Source organism: Micromonospora sp. CPCC 205554 (assembly GCF_036902745.1).
Taxonomy (GTDB): Bacteria; Actinomycetota; Actinomycetes; order Mycobacteriales; family Micromonosporaceae; genus Micromonospora; species Micromonospora tulbaghiae.
The window spans coordinates 29,246-42,842 of the sequence record NZ_JBAKHP010000015.1 but is presented as its reverse complement, the minus strand read 5'-3'; the positions used below and the strand labels follow the sequence as shown (position 1 = coordinate 42,842).

The window sequence follows — 13,597 nt, the reverse complement described above, 5'->3', positions numbered from 1 at the left end:
CCGGACCGGGTCCGGACGGCGGTTTCCGTACCCGATGATCTTGCGCGGTAATCCGGCGGAGGGGGTCCGCGGAGCCCGGTACACTTGCTCCCGTGCTGCGCTGCGAAGGCTGAACGGCCCCGCGCCGACGGGAAATCACCACCCGCCGGCGCTTTCGCGTGCCCTGAATCAGCCTTTCCGGACCCGAGAGCGAGTACTCCGAGATGATCACTGCCACCGGCCTGGAACTGCGTGCCGGTTCCCGGATCCTGCTGTCCGACACCACCCTGCGGGTGCAGCCGGGGGACCGGATCGGCCTGGTCGGCCGCAACGGCGCCGGCAAGACCACCACACTCAAGGTGCTCGCCGGGGAGGGGCAGCCGTACGGCGGCCAGATCGACCGGCGCAGCGCCATCGGCTACCTGCCGCAGGATCCGCGTACCGGTGACCTGGACGTCACCGGCCGGGACCGGGTGCTCTCCGCCCGCGGCCTGGACGTGCTCATGGCGCAGATGAAGGAACTGGAGGACAAGCTCGCCGAGGGCGCCGACGACGAGCGCCTGGTCCGCCGCTACGGCGCGCTGGAGGACCAGTTCGCCTCGCTCGGCGGCTACGCGGCCGAGGCCGAGGCGGCCCGGATCTGCGCCAACCTCGGCCTGCCCGACCGCGCCCTGGCGCAGACCATCGGCACGCTCTCCGGCGGTCAGCGCCGCCGCATCGAGCTGGCCCGGATCCTGTTCCGCGACGCAGGCGAGAACGGCGGCGGCATCCTGCTGCTGGACGAGCCCACCAACCACCTCGACGCCGACTCGATCACCTGGCTGCGCGGCTTCCTCGCCAACCACAAGGGCGGCCTGATCGTGATCTCCCACGACGCCTCGCTGCTGGAGGCCGTGGTCAACAAGGTCTGGTTCCTGGACGCCACCCGGTCCGTGGTCGACACGTACAACCTGGGCTGGAAGGCGTACCTGGAGGCGCGCGAGACCGACGAGCGGCGCCGCCGCCGGGAGCGGGCCAACGCCGAGAAGAAGGCCGGCGCGCTGATGGCGCAGGCGGACAAGATGCGGGCCAAGGCCACCAAGACCGTCGCCGCGCAGAACATGGCCCGGCGCGCCGAGCGCCTGCTCTCCGGCCTGGACGAGGTCCGCGTCGCGGACAAGGTCGCCAAGGTACGGTTCCCGAGCCCCGCGCCGTGCGGCAAGACGCCGCTGACCGCGACCGGCCTGTCCAAGTCGTACGGGTCGCTGGAGATCTTCACCGACGTCGACGTGGCGGTGGACCGCAGCTCCCGGGTGGCCATCCTCGGCCTCAACGGCGCGGGCAAGACCACGCTGCTGCGGATGCTCGGCGGGCTGCTGGAGCCGGACACCGGCGAGGTGCGCCCCGGGCACGGGCTGCGGCTGGGCTACTACGCCCAGGAGCACGAGACGCTCGACGTGGACCGGACTATCCTGGAGCACATGCGCAGCGCCGCGTCCGACCAGACCGACACCGACCTGCGCAAGATCCTCGGCGCGTTCCTGTTCTCCGGCGAGGACGTGGACAAGCCGGCCGGTGTGCTCTCCGGCGGCGAGAAGACCCGGCTGGCGCTGGCCACGCTGGTCTGCTCCGGCGCCAACGTGCTGCTGCTGGACGAGCCGACGAACAACCTGGACCCGGTCAGCCGCGAGCAGGTGCTCGACGCGATCGCCCGCTACCCGGGCGCGATCGTGCTGGTCACGCACGACCCGGGCGCGGTCACCGCGCTCAAGCCGGACCGCGCCATCCTGCTGCCCGACGGCGACGAGGACGCCTGGTCCGACGACCTCCTGGAGCTGGTAGAGCTGGCCTGACCCCCCGTCCCCGCCCCCTCCCGCCCTCTCTGTCCCCCGTCGATCATGAAGTTGGCGGCACTTTTGGAGATCCACACCGCCGCCAACTTCATGATCGACGGGCTGAGTCGGGGCGGGGGCCGGGCGAGGGCGGGGGTGGGGCGGTCAGGTCAGGAGGGCGGCCAGGTGGGGGAGGGCGCCGGAGGTGAGCAGGATGGTCGCGCCGATGACGATGAAGATCGCCGGGACCAGCCAGTGGCCGGCGCGGCCGACCAGCGCAACCACCCGGGGGTGACCGCCGAGCGCCGCCGCGACCGCGCACCATGCGGCCACCAGCACGGCGAAAACCAGTAGCCAGATCAGGCCGGTGACCGGGTCGAGGGCGCGGAACACCGGCACGTAGACGGCGATGTTGTCCGCGCCGTTCGCGACCGTCACTCCGGCGACGCCGAGCAGGCTGCCGACCACCGCCGGCGGTTCGTCGTCGTCGCGCCGGGTCAGCAAGGCGCGGACGCCGAGCGCGACCGGCAGCAGCCCGAGCAGGCCGGGCCACGGGTCCGGCACCACGAGCAGCCCGGCGGCGGCCACCACCGCGACCGCGACGAGCGCGCCGATGCCCGCGTACTGCCCGGCGACGATCTGCCAGGGCCGGGGACGCCCGGTCCGCCGGGCGGCCACAAAGAGCACGGTGAGCACGACGACGTCGTCGAGGTTGGTGGCGGCGAAGACGCCGGCGGCGCCCGCCGCGGCCGTGATCGTGTCAATCACCCCGGGCACGATACGGCCCGTCGCACCGGCCATCGCATGATCCACACCAGTTCGCCGTAGTGGCGGTATCCGGAGCGCGGTACGGCAGCCACTTCGGGGATGTGGTGTCGATCATGCGGGAGGACGCCGCCACCTTCCGATGTGGCGCCGACGGGCCCCTCCAGCGGGGCGGTACGGATCAGCCGGTCGGAAGGATCACTCTATCGGGAAGCTGACATTGCGTAGCGTGTCGGTTGGCGAATAGTTGATATCTGGCGCATGATCGTCCGAGGCGGTCTAATAGGTGGGACCGTATCCGAACCGCACAGTCTGGGACGTGAGGAATCAGCATGGCAGCCACCGGCACAGCCACCAGCACTGAGAAGGGTCGCCGGATCGTCGGGGCCGAGCGTCAGACGCTCGCCAAAGACCTGGTAAAGCGGTACACCGGGGGTGAGAGCATCCGTGCTCTGGCGGCCTCGACGGGCCGTTCCTACGGGTTCATCCACCGTGTGCTCACCGAGTCCGGGGTGCAGCTGCGGCAGCGCGGCGGCGCCCGGCGCCGGAAGAAGGCGTGACCCGCCCCCCAGCGTCGTCCATCAGCGCGTTCCGGGGCGTCCGGTGACCGCCGAGACGACCGGAGTGCGCTTCGACTGCGACGGGCCGGTCGCGACGGTGACGTTGTGCCGGCCCGACGTGCTCAACGCGCAGACCCCCGCGATGTGGCGCGCGATGAGCGACTTCTCCCGCGACCTGCCCGGCGACGTGCGCGTGGTCGTCGTACGCGGAGAGGGGCGAGCCTTCTCCGCGGGCCTGGACCTGGCGGTCGCCGGTGCGACCGGGCCGGGCTCCTTCGCCGAGCTGGCCGCGATGCCGGAGGCGGAGTGCGCCGACCGGATCGCCGAGTACCAGGGCGGTTTCACCTGGCTGCACCGGCCGGACGTGGTGTCGATCGCCGCCGTGCAGGGCCATGCCATCGGCGCGGGCTTCCAGCTCGCGCTGGCCTGCGACATGCGGGTGCTCGCCGCCGACGCCAAGCTCTCGATGGCCGAGGTGACCCTCGGTCTGGTTCCCGACCTGGCCGGCACGCGCCGCCTGGTCGAGCTGGTCGGCTACTCCCGGGCGCTGGAGATCTGCGCCACCGGCCGCCGGATGGACGCCGCCGAGGCGGACCGGATCGGCCTGGCCACGCTCGTGGTGCCGAACGACGAGCTGGACGGCGCCGTGCGGGATCTGTCCGCCGGGCTGCTCGCGAACAACCGGGACGCGATCATCGAGATCAAGGCGCTGCTCGCGGGCGCTGCCGGGCGCTCGCACGCCGAGCAGCAGCGCGCCGAGCGGGAGGCGCAGACCCGGCGGATCCGGGACCTGGCCGGGCGGGGCGAATAGCCGCGACGGCGATTTCGTAAGGACCGTCCGGGAAGATCTGGGTTACTCGCGAGGTTGTCACAGGCGTCGGGAGAATGGACTCCGACGGTTCATGCTGCCCCGACGACCCGGAGGTGACGAGTGTCCCACCCCATGGCCGGCGGCGGCATGGGCGGCTGGAGCATGCTCCGGTCGCTGCGTAACCGCGACGAGGTCTCCGCACACGAGCTCAAGCGCGGCACCGCCCGGCGGATCGTCGCGTTCGCCCAGCCCTACCGGCGCGACATCGTCGTCTTCCTGATCACCGTGATCGTCGCCGCGGTGATCGGCGTGGCCACGCCGCTGCTCGCCGGCGACGTCATCGACGCGATCGCCGGGGGCGGCCCCGACGCCCGCTCGACGGTGGTCCGGCTCGCCCTGATCATCGCCGCGCTCGCCGTGGCCGACGCGCTGTTCTCCCTGGTCCAGCGGTGGTATTCGGCCCGCATCGGCGAGGGCATCATCCTCGACCTGCGCACCCGGGTGTACGACCACGTCCAGCGGATGCCGTTGCAGTTCTTCACCCGCACCCAGACCGGCGCCCTGGTCAGCCGGCTCAACAACGACGTGCTCGGCGCCCAGCGGGCGTTCACCTCGACGCTGTCCGGCGTGGTCAGCAACGTCATCCAGCTCGTGCTCACCGCCGGGGCGATGCTCGTGCTGTCGTGGCAGATCACCGTGCTGGCGCTGGTGCTTCTGCCGATCTTCATCATCCCGGCCCGGCGGGTCGGCCGACGGCTGGCCGAGATCACCCGCGAGTCGTACAACCTCGACGCCAAGATGAACGCCACGATGACCGAGCGGTTCGGCGTGGCGGGCGCGCTCCTGGTCAAGCTGTTCGGCGCGCCGGAGGTCGAGGCCGACCGGTTCGCCCGCCGGGCCGAGCGCGTACGCGACATCGGCATCCAGTCCGCGATGTACTCGCGGACGTTCTTCGTCGCGATGCTGCTCGTCGCGTCGCTGGCCCAGGCGCTGACATACGGCGTCGGCGGCTGGCTGGCGGTCACCGGGGCGGTCAGCGCCGGCACCGTCGTCAAGCTGGCGCTGCTGCTGACCCGTCTCTACGGCCCGCTGACCGCGCTGTCCAACGTCCGGGTCGACGTGATGAGCGCGCTCGTCTCCTTCGACCGGGTCTTCGAGGTGCTCGACCTGCGCCCGTCCATCGCCGAGAAGCCCGGCGCGGTGCCGGTGCCGCGCGGCAACGGCCGGGTCGAGTTCCGCGACGTGCGCTTCCGCTACCCGAGCGCCGCCGAGGTGTCGCTCGCCTCCCTCGAGGAGGTTTCGACCCTCGACCGGACGGTCAACGAGCCGGTGCTCAGGGGCGTCTCGTTCGCCGTCGAGCCGGGGCAGATGGTGGCCCTGGTCGGCCCCTCCGGCGCGGGCAAGTCGACGCTGTCCATGCTGATCTCCCGGATCTACGACGTCAGCGACGGCCAGGTCCTGGTTGGCGGCGTCGACGTACGGGACGCGACGCTCGCCTCGCTGCGCGACGAGATCGGCGTGGTCACCCAGGACTCGCACCTGTTCCACGAGACGATCCGGGAGAACCTGCGTTACGCCAAGCCGGACGCCACCGACGACGAGATCTGGGCGGCGCTGGCCGGTGCGCAGGTCGCCGACCTGGTCCGGGCGCTGCCGGACGGGCTCGACACCACAGTGGGTGAGCGGGGCTACCGCTTCTCCGGCGGCGAGAAGCAGCGCATCGCCATCGCCCGGCTGCTGCTCAAGGCCCCGTCGATCGTGATCCTCGACGAGGCCACCGCCCACCTGGACTCGGAGAGCGAGGCGGCGGTGCAGCGGGCGCTGTCGGTGGCGCTGACGGGGCGTACCGCGCTGGTCATCGCGCACCGGCTCTCCACGGTCCGCGACGCAGACCAGATCCTCGTGCTCGACGAGGGCCGGATCGTGGAGCGCGGCCGGCACGACGAGCTGGTGGCGGTCGGTGGCCTGTACGCCGAGCTGTACCGCACCCAGTTCGCGGTCACCGACTCGCCGACGCCCCACGCCGAGGCGGAGCAGCCCGATCCGGTGGTGACCACGGTGCCGATGGGCACCTACGTCGCCCACGAGGCCATGCCCCCGGCGGCAGCCAACTAGCGGCCCGGCGAGACCACATCCGGGCGCCGGGCCGTCGGCAGCCCGGCGGCGCCGGACGACCGGCCCGCGACGGCCGAAGCCCTAACCCGCGACGACCTCGGCGCGCAACTCGGCGAACGCGGCGCCGAGCGTCTCCGGGGTGAAGTGGGCGTTCAGGCCGCTCGGGTTGGGCAGCACCCAGAGCCGGGCCGCCGCGAGCGTCTCCGGCTGCGGCCCGAAACCGGCCTTCGGCCGGGCGAACCCGATCCGGTACGCGGTCACCCCGACCACCGCCACCCAGCGCGGCCGGTAGCGCTCGACCTTCGCGGTGAGCGTGGCCGCGCCGTCGACCAGTTCGTCGGCGGTGAGTTCGTCGGCTCGGGCGCTGGCCCGGGCCACCATGTTGGTGATGCCGAGGCCCAGCGCCGGAAGCGTGTCCTGTTCGCTGGGGTGCAGCAGCCGCGGCGTGAAACCGCCCCGGTGCAGGGCGGGCCAGAACCGGTTGCCCGGGCGGGCGAAGTGCCAGCCGGTGGCCGCCGACCACAGGCCCGGGTTGATGCCGACGAACAGCACGTCCAGACCGGGCGCGATCACGTCGGGCAGCAGCCGGTCGGCCGCCGCGGCGAGCTGCTCCCGGCTGGGCCGGGGGTGGCGGCGGGCGGGCGTGCCGGGTCCGGGCGCGGCCTCGGGCCGTCCACCGCCCGGCCGCCGTCGATCGCTCACCGGCCCACCGTCTCGGAAAGCCCGCCCACCGTGCCCACCGTCACAGCCCGCGCAGCGCGCCGCCGTCGACCGGAACGGTGATCCCGGTGACGTACCCGGCGGCGGGGGAGAGCAGGAACGCGGCCACCCTGCCGAACTCCGCCGGGTCGCCGATGCGCCCGAGCGGGATCGCCGCCTCGGCCTGCGCGCGGGCCTGTTCGGGGTCGCCGGAGCCGGCCAGCAGCTCCCGGTTGCGGTCGGTCATGATCCGTCCCGGCAGCAGGCTGACCACGCGTACGCCGCGCGGGCCGAACTCGTCGGCCATGTCCTTGGCGACGCCGGCCAGGCCCGGCCGCAGGCCGTTGGAGATGCCGAGTCCGGGCAGGGGTCCGCGTACCGAGGTGGACAGCACCAGCCCGATCGCGCCGCCGTCGGTGAGCGCACCGGCCACCGTGCGGGCGAGCCGGACGCTGCCCAGGAAGACCGTCTCGAACGACTCGCGCCACTGCTCGTCGGTGACCGTGGCGGCGGTACCGGGCGGCGGGCCGCCGACCGAGATCAGCGCGCCGTCGAGGCGTCCGAAGTGTTCGCGGGCGGCGGCGACGAGCCGCTCCGGGGTGGCGGGGTCGGTGAGGTCGGCGGTCAGCCCGATCGCGTGCTGCGGGCCGCCGAGCGCCTCGATCGCGGCGGCCACCCGTTCCGGGGTACGCGCGGAGACGACCACCCGGGCGCCGTCGGCGACGAGGTGTTCGGCGGTGGCGAAGCCGAGGCCGCCGGAGGCGCCGGTGAGCACGTACACCCGGTCGGCGAGTCCGAGATCCATGCACCGATCCTGCCGTACCGGCGGGTGCCTGTCAGCGCGGGGCGGGCCGCAGCAGGCGTACCCGGCCGGCGACCTGAACCGCGACGGCGCCGCCGGCCCGGGCGAGGGCCGGCAGCCGGCGTGGCCGGGGCGGTCGGCGGCCGTCGTAGTGGCTCGCGGCCTCGCGCTCGGCCAGCTCATCCGCGCCGAGCGGCGGCAGCGCGTCCCGGTCACGCAGGTCACGGGCGAGATCCCAGCCGTCGCGCAGCGAACCGTTCGTGGGACGGCCGTCCGCCCACGCGGTGAACGTGACCGGCCAGGCGGACCCGAGGCCGGCGGCGAGCAGCGGCCAGTGCCGGGCCACGTGGCCGGCCCGTTTGCGCAGCAGCGCCCGGCGGGCCGCGTCGACCGGGGCCGGGGCGAAGCCGGGCGGCAGCGGTCCACCGGCGACGAGCGCGGCGACCAGCTCGGCCTGCCGGGCCGCCAGGTCGCCGCTCACGTGACCACCGGGTGGCCGGACGCGGCGGCCAGCGCGTCGAGTTCGCCGCGCAGCTCGGCGGCGGGCGGGTAGTGCCCGTCGCGTTCCAGCAGCAGCGCGGGCGGCCGGCGCCGGGCGCACAGCTCGCGGACCAGGTCCAGCACGGCGGCGGGGACCGGGTCGGTGTGCGTGTCGTGGTAGAAGCCGCCGTGGTCGGCGCCGCCCGCCACGTGCACGTAGGCGATGCGTTCCAGCGGCAGCCGGTCCAGCAGTGCGGCCGGGTCACCGCCGCGGTTGCGGGCGTTGGCGTGCACGTTCGCCACGTCGAGCAGCAGCAGCGCGCCGGTGGCGTCGAGGATCTCGGTGAGGAAGTCCGCCTCGTCCAGCTCGTCGTCGGGCCAGTCGAACAGCGCCGCGATCGGTTCCAGGGCCAGTGGCACCGGCAGCTCCGCCTGCGTCCGCCGCACGTTCGCCACCACCGCGGCGACCGCCTCCCGGCTGCGCGGCAGCGGCAACAGGTGACCGGCCTCCAGGCCGCCGGCCCGCACGAACGCGATGTGCTCGCTCACCAGCGGCGCGTCCAGGGCCGCGGCCACCCCGGCCAGGTGCGCCACCCGGGCCGGGTCGACCGGCTCCGCGCCGCCGAGGGACAGCCGCACCCCGTGGGGTACGACGTCGACGCCGCGTCCGCGCAGCTCGGCGAGCCCGTCCGGGAGCGGCCCGGCCGGGGCGACCGCCTCCGCGACCACCTCGACGAAGCGCAGCCCCGGCAGCCCGGCGACGAAACCGGCGATCTCGGGGCGCCAGCCGATGCCGACGCCGGTCGGGCCGCTCATCCGCCGCACCCGCCTCCGCCGCAGCCACCGCCCCCGCCGCACGAGCTGCCGCCTCCGCAGGAGCTGCCGCCACCGGCGGTCGCCCCGCCGCCGCACGAGGTGCCGGAGCCGGCGCCGCCCGCGCTGCCCAGCGCCTGCCGCTGGATCTCGGCCTGCTCGGCGAAGCCCGGATCCATGGTCCAGAGCGTGGCGGTGCCGAACAGCGCCACGCCCAGCGCCACCTCGGTCGGGCCGTACGTGGTGTACGCGGGCGCGGCCTCCGGTCGCAGCCAGGCGTGCCGGCGGCGCATGTCGTCGAGCGCGGCGGTGGCCGCCCGGGTACGCCAGGGCACGCGGTTGAGCAACACGAACGCGAGGCCGAGCGGGAACAGGCTGAGCAGCAGCCAGCCGATGGGCCGGTCGTTGAACAGCCCGGAGACCGCGCGCACGATGCCGATGGCCAGCAGGAATCCGATCAGCAGCGCACCGCGCCGCAGCGTCCGGCGCCGCTCCTGGTCCAGTGCCAGGCCCCGGCGTACCAGGTCGTCGCGCAGCTCTGCGACCGCCCGCCGGACCCACTCGTCGGCGGCCAGCTCCCGGGTGTGCAGACCCCGGCTCGCCGCGTGGTGCACCGCCTGGTCCAGCGGGGTGGCCCCGGTCGGCAGCGGGCCGCCGGTGGTGAGCCGCCGGTCCGGTCGTACCCCGACCGCGCCCGCGTGGCGCAGCCCGCCGAGCGCGGCCCAGACGGCGAGCTGGTCGCCACCGTTGAGGAAGGCGACCTGCTGCGGGCCGAGGTCGCCGTAGGCGGTCACCGGCGTGCCCGCCAGCATGCGCCGCCGGTAGACGACCGCGCCGACGACCAGGACGACGGCGATCAGGAGGTACCAGCGCAGGAAGACGGGGCTGGGGATGCCCCAGGTGTCGGAGGGGGTCATCGTCTGCTCCTGTCGCGAGGAGGGGTCGCGGCTCATTGTGGAGCAGGCGCGCCAGAGTCGATCTCCTGGAGCGGCGTAGTTACCGGACCGATACCGGCGCCGGTTCAGTGCCGGCGGACGGCCTCCTCGACCAGGTCGAGCACGCGGGCCAGGTCGCCGGCCGGCCGGCCCATGGCCAGGTGCAGCACCAGCCCGTCGTAGGCCAGCTCCAGGAACTGGGCCAGCACGTCGATCGGCACGTCGTCGCGGAGCACCCCGGCTTCGCGCTGGCGCAGCAGGCGTTCCCGGGTGGCCCCGGCGATGGCCTCGGAACGCTCCGCCCAGCGCTTGGCGAAGGCGGGGTCGGTGCGCAGCCGGCGGGAGACCTCCAGCTGGCTGCCGAGCCAGCCGGTGGTGTCCGGCGAGACGGCCCGGGCCAGCAGGTCGCGCATCACCTGCACGAGACCGTTGCGGGCCACCGTCTCCACCATGGCAGCGGCGTCGTCCTCGGCCACGGCGAGGAAGAGGGAGTCCTTGTCCCGGAAGTGGTGGAAGATCGCGCCACGGGACAGGCCGGTGGCCTCCTCCAGCCGCCGCACGGTGGCGCCCTCGTAGCCGTGCCGGGCGAAACACGCCCGCGCCGCCGCGAGGATCTCCTGGCGGCGCGCGTCGAGCTGGTCCTGACTTACTCTGGGCACGGGTGGATCGTCGCAGGTGGAACCGGCCGATGCAAACCGTACGTACGGCTTGAGATGCGATTCCGGATGATCATCTGTCCCTCACCGGGTGGTTAGGATCGGCGCGTGACAGCCCCTCCCGCACGCCCGCTCGCCGTCGCCGCCGTCCAGGCACAGCCCGTCCCCGGCGACGTCGCCGGCAACGCCGGTGCCGCCGCCCGCCTCGTCGCCCGGGCCGAGGGCGCCCGCGTCGTGGTGCTGCCCGAGCTGTTCCTGCCGGCGTACCACCCGCCGACGCTCGGCGCCGACCCCGGCGCCACCGATGTGGCCGCCGACGCCGGCGGCCGGGTCGCCGACGCTCGGCTGGACCCGCTGCGCTCCGCCGCCGCCGAGACGGGCGCGGCGGTCGTGATCGGCGCCGCCGTCCGCCACCCCGACGGGCGTCGCACCATCTCCTCGCTCGTCGTGGACCGGGCCGGCGCGGTGACCGCCGCGTACGACAAGCAGCAGCTCTGGAGCGGTGAGCGGGAGTTGTTCGACGCGGGCAGCCGGGGCGCCACGCTCGTGGTCGACACGTGGCGGCTGGGCCTGGGCGTCTGCTACGACGGCTGCTTCCCGGAGCACGCGCGGGCCGCCGCCGGTGACGGCGCGCACGGCTACCTCTGCCCGAGCGGCTACCTGGCCGGCTCGGCGCACCGCCGCGACCTCTACTACGCCGCCCGGGCGCTGGACAACACGATGTACGTGGTGTTCGCCAACTCGGTCGGCGGCACCGATCCCTGGCGGTTCAACGGCGGTGCGGCGGTGTACGACCCGGAGGGCCGGCCGCTGGCCCGGGGCGCCGACACCGGCGAGGACGTGCTGGTGGCCACGCTGGACCCGGACGCGCTGGCCGCCACCCGCGCGGCGCACACGATGCTGCTGGACCGCCCGCTCGACGCCGGGGCGGATCGCGCCGTCCTCGTCGCCTGATCGCCGTGGCGGGGCCCTCGGCCCTGTCGGTGCTCCGGCCGTTCCCGTAGGGTGCCCAGGTGCCGTTGCTCCTGCTCGATCTGGACAACACCCTGCTGGACCGCGACGGGCCGTTCCGCGCCTGGGGAGAACGCTTCCTGGACGGCATCGGCGCGCCGCCGGCCGACCTCGACTGGTTGGTGTCCGTGGACGCGGACGGGCTGACCAACAGGTGGGACGTGGCGGATGCGATCCGCGACCGGTACGCGCTGCGCATCCCCTCGATCGACCTGGTCGACGAGCTGCACGACGGGGTGGTGGCCCACATGCGGCTCGACCCGCTGGTGGCCTGCGCGCTGCGGATCGCGGCCGACGCCGGCTGGGTGCCGGTCGTGGTCACCAACGGCGCGTCCCGTCAACAGGACGCCAAGATCCGCAAGACCGGCCTGGACCGGTACGTCGCCGACTGGGTGATCTCCGAGGAGGCGGGCGTCAGCAAGCCGAACCCGAGGATCTTCGCGCTCGCCGCCCAGCGGGCCCGGATGCCGCTGCGCGGCGCGTGGGTGGTCGGCGACAGCCCGGAGGCGGACATCGGCGGCGCGACAGCGGTGGGCCTGCCCAGCGTGTGGCTGCACCGGGGACGCCGCTGGTCCGACCCGAGGTTCGCGCCCACCCGGATCGAGGACGGGCTGATCGCGGCCGTCGCGGCCGTCCTGGCCGGCTGACGGCGGCAGCCGCACGGGGGAGCCGCCAGTGCGGAAAATCCGTTGACCCGCTGCGGGCGGGGTACGAGCATGGTGCCGCGCGAGCGCGCAGCCGGGGTGTGCCCGGTCGAGGAGAGGAGGTCGGTCATGGCCGTCTTCGCAGGGTCGTTCCACCTGCCTCCACCAGCCTCGATCGAAGGACAGATCCACCCGTGCGCGATCACGACTTCCCGGCGCCGCAGCGCCGTGGCCGCGGCAAGAGCCGCTTCGACGACGACGAACCCGACTTCCTGAAGCGGGGGCGGCACACCCCGCCGACCCTCACCGACCCGGACGCCGAGCCCGAGGCGGAGGACGCCTGGTCCTCCTGGGACCAGGCCGTCCACGGCCCCGAGCCGCACCCGGACTGGCTGGTCACCGAACTGGCCGCCCGGGACACCGAGCTCGGGGTGCTCAAGACCGGCAAGGAGGCGGACGTCCACCTGGTCCGCCGGGCCGTGCCGGGCACCGACCGCGGCTGCCTGCTGGCGGTCAAGCGCTACCGCGACGCCCAGCACCGGCTCTTCCACCGCGACGCCGGTTACCTGGAGGGCCGCCGGGTACGGCGGTCGCGGGAGATGCGGGCGATGGCCGGCCGTACCGCGTTCGGCCGGCAGATGATCGCCGGGCAGTGGGCGGCGGCCGAGTTCGCCGCGTTGTCCCAGCTCTGGGAGATCGGGGCCGCCTCCGGGCGGATCGCGGTGCCCTATCCGGTGCAGCTGCTCGGCACCGAGTTGATGCTGGAGTTCGTCGGCGACGCCGAGGCGGGGGAGGCCGCGCCGCGGCTGGCCCAGGTCCGGCCCGACGACGACGAGCTGCGCGACCTGTGGGACCAGCTCGTGGAGGCGCTCGCGGTGCTCGCCCGGGCCGGGTACGCACACGGCGACCTGTCCCCGTACAACCTGCTGGTGCACGCGGGCCGGCTGGTGATGATCGACCTGCCGCAGGTGGTCGACGTGGTGGCCAACCCGCAGGGGGCCGACTTCCTGGCCCGCGACGTGCGGGTGGTGGCCGCCTGGTTCACCGCCCGCGGGATGCCGGCGACGGTGACCGATCCGGCGGCGCTGACCGAGGCGTTGCTGCGGGAGGCGGGCATCCGCTGACCGGCCGGCGTCCCGGGCGGGAGACCGTCCGGGACGCCGGTCCGGATCACTGGAGGTAGCGCTCGACCTCCGGCACCGGGCGCTCGCCCTGGGCGTCCGGGTCGCCGTGCGCCTGGCGGGCGGCCCGGCGGCGGCGCAGCAGGTCCCAGCACTGGTCCAGGGACTCCTCCAGCGCGCGCAGCCGCTCCCGCGCCTCGTCGTCGGTGCCGGCCTCGTGCTGCTGCGCGTCGGCGCGCAGCCGGTGCTCCTCGTCGACGAGTTCCGAGATCCGGCTGAGGATGGTCTTGTCGTCCATGCCCGAAGCTTGGCACAGCGGACGGGTCCGCGCCCGCGTTCTGCCGCCGTCCGTGGATAGGTGAGCGTCGCTCGCGCTCCGCAACGGCCACTGTGTA

15 protein-coding genes are annotated in these 13,597 nt (G+C 74.2%); 7 read left to right on the top strand and 8 right to left on the bottom strand.

From position 1 onward, the window contains the following. Window positions 1-203 precede the first annotated feature (203 nt). Window positions 204-1,811 (top strand): ABC-F family ATP-binding cassette domain-containing protein, encoded by a 1,608-nt coding sequence (locus tag V6U82_RS19440; protein ID WP_334463176.1) that lies wholly within the window; start codon window positions 204-206, stop codon window positions 1,809-1,811. A 144-nt stretch (window positions 1,812-1,955) separates the two neighbouring features. On the opposite strand, the gene V6U82_RS19435 is transcribed toward V6U82_RS19440, so the two are convergent. Continuing rightward, window positions 1,956-2,558, bottom strand: coding sequence for a cadmium resistance transporter (locus tag V6U82_RS19435; protein ID WP_334463174.1), 603 nt, complete (start codon window positions 2,556-2,558; stop codon window positions 1,956-1,958). Window positions 2,559-2,887: 329 nt separating this feature from the next. Here V6U82_RS19435 and V6U82_RS19430 point away from each other — a divergent pair, with 329 nt between their 5' ends. From V6U82_RS19430 to V6U82_RS19420, 3 genes are all read left to right on the top strand, one after another. After that, the gene (locus V6U82_RS19430) at window positions 2,888-3,115 is read left to right on the top strand and encodes a helix-turn-helix domain-containing protein (RefSeq protein WP_007072022.1); all 228 of its coding nucleotides are present in this window, start codon (window positions 2,888-2,890) and stop codon (window positions 3,113-3,115) included. A 43-nt stretch (window positions 3,116-3,158) separates the two neighbouring features. Continuing rightward, window positions 3,159-3,926: an enoyl-CoA hydratase/isomerase family protein gene (locus tag V6U82_RS19425; RefSeq protein WP_128137219.1), complete on the top strand. Its 768-nt coding sequence runs from the start codon at window positions 3,159-3,161 to the stop codon at window positions 3,924-3,926. 132 nt (window positions 3,927-4,058) lie between these two features. Then, window positions 4,059-6,041, top strand: a complete 1,983-nt coding sequence (locus V6U82_RS19420; RefSeq protein WP_334463225.1) for an ABC transporter ATP-binding protein — start codon at window positions 4,059-4,061, stop codon at window positions 6,039-6,041. Window positions 6,042-6,122: 81 nt separating this feature from the next. Here V6U82_RS19420 and mug read toward each other — a convergent pair whose 3' ends face one another. The 6 genes from mug to V6U82_RS19390 all read right to left on the bottom strand — a co-directional run bounded on the left by mug (window position 6,123) and on the right by V6U82_RS19390 (window position 10,429). Further along, entirely contained in the window at window positions 6,123-6,743 is a 621-nt protein-coding gene (gene mug, locus V6U82_RS19415; RefSeq protein ID WP_334463146.1) for a G/U mismatch-specific DNA glycosylase, read from the bottom strand. Between the two features lie 40 nt (window positions 6,744-6,783). Then, on the bottom strand, window positions 6,784-7,545 hold the full coding sequence (locus V6U82_RS19410; protein ID WP_334463145.1) for an SDR family oxidoreductase: 762 nt from the start codon (window positions 7,543-7,545) through the stop codon (window positions 6,784-6,786). A 31-nt stretch (window positions 7,546-7,576) separates the two neighbouring features. Continuing rightward, on the bottom strand, window positions 7,577-8,023 hold the full coding sequence (locus tag V6U82_RS19405) for a hypothetical protein (protein WP_334463144.1): 447 nt from the start codon (window positions 8,021-8,023) through the stop codon (window positions 7,577-7,579). Beyond that, complete coding sequence (locus V6U82_RS19400) at window positions 8,020-8,838, bottom strand: DUF692 domain-containing protein (RefSeq protein WP_334463143.1); 819 nt, start codon at window positions 8,836-8,838, stop codon at window positions 8,020-8,022. The genes V6U82_RS19405 and V6U82_RS19400 overlap by 4 nt, the downstream gene beginning before the upstream one ends. Beyond that, window positions 8,835-9,752 carry a TIGR04222 domain-containing membrane protein gene (locus tag V6U82_RS19395; protein ID WP_334463140.1) on the bottom strand — a complete coding sequence of 306 codons (918 nt, stop codon included), beginning with the start codon at window positions 9,750-9,752 and terminating at the stop codon, window positions 8,835-8,837. The genes V6U82_RS19400 and V6U82_RS19395 overlap by 4 nt, the downstream gene beginning before the upstream one ends. A 104-nt stretch (window positions 9,753-9,856) precedes the next feature. Continuing rightward, the gene (locus V6U82_RS19390) at window positions 9,857-10,429 is read right to left on the bottom strand and encodes a TetR/AcrR family transcriptional regulator (RefSeq protein ID WP_013287426.1); all 573 of its coding nucleotides are present in this window, start codon (window positions 10,427-10,429) and stop codon (window positions 9,857-9,859) included. A 105-nt stretch (window positions 10,430-10,534) separates the two neighbouring features. Here V6U82_RS19390 and V6U82_RS19385 point away from each other — a divergent pair, with 105 nt between their 5' ends. From V6U82_RS19385 to V6U82_RS19375, 3 genes are all read left to right on the top strand, one after another. Continuing rightward, the gene (locus tag V6U82_RS19385) at window positions 10,535-11,380 is read left to right on the top strand and encodes a carbon-nitrogen hydrolase family protein (protein ID WP_334463136.1); all 846 of its coding nucleotides are present in this window, start codon (window positions 10,535-10,537) and stop codon (window positions 11,378-11,380) included. A gap of 59 nt (window positions 11,381-11,439) precedes the next feature. Beyond that, window positions 11,440-12,084 (top strand): HAD family hydrolase, encoded by a 645-nt coding sequence (locus V6U82_RS19380; protein WP_120568947.1) that lies wholly within the window; start codon window positions 11,440-11,442, stop codon window positions 12,082-12,084. A gap of 191 nt (window positions 12,085-12,275) precedes the next feature. Beyond that, window positions 12,276-13,205 carry a serine protein kinase RIO gene (locus V6U82_RS19375; protein ID WP_128138146.1) on the top strand — a complete coding sequence of 310 codons (930 nt, stop codon included), beginning with the start codon at window positions 12,276-12,278 and terminating at the stop codon, window positions 13,203-13,205. Window positions 13,206-13,251: 46 nt separating this feature from the next. Here V6U82_RS19375 and V6U82_RS19370 read toward each other — a convergent pair whose 3' ends face one another. Continuing rightward, complete coding sequence (locus tag V6U82_RS19370) at window positions 13,252-13,500, bottom strand: DUF2630 family protein (protein WP_013287422.1); 249 nt, start codon at window positions 13,498-13,500, stop codon at window positions 13,252-13,254. Window positions 13,501-13,597: the final 97 nt, after the last annotated feature.

What these genes read in the sequence shown, in the direction of transcription:
- V6U82_RS19440 (WP_334463176.1), top strand. Translation starts at nt 204, where the DNA reads ATGATCACTGCCACCGGCCTGGAACTGCGTGCCGGTTCCCGGATCCTG.
- V6U82_RS19430 (WP_007072022.1), top strand. Translation starts at nt 2,888, where the DNA reads ATGGCAGCCACCGGCACAGCCACCAGCACTGAGAAGGGTCGCCGGATC.
- V6U82_RS19420 (WP_334463225.1), top strand. Translation starts at nt 4,059, where the DNA reads ATGGCCGGCGGCGGCATGGGCGGCTGGAGCATGCTCCGGTCGCTGCGT.
- V6U82_RS19410 (WP_334463145.1), bottom strand. Translation starts at nt 7,545, where the DNA reads ATGGATCTCGGACTCGCCGACCGGGTGTACGTGCTCACCGGCGCCTCC.
- V6U82_RS19400 (WP_334463143.1), bottom strand. Translation starts at nt 8,838, where the DNA reads ATGAGCGGCCCGACCGGCGTCGGCATCGGCTGGCGCCCCGAGATCGCC.
- V6U82_RS19395 (WP_334463140.1), bottom strand. Translation starts at nt 9,752, where the DNA reads ATGACCCCCTCCGACACCTGGGGCATCCCCAGCCCCGTCTTCCTGCGC.
- V6U82_RS19370 (WP_013287422.1), bottom strand. Translation starts at nt 13,500, where the DNA reads ATGGACGACAAGACCATCCTCAGCCGGATCTCGGAACTCGTCGACGAG.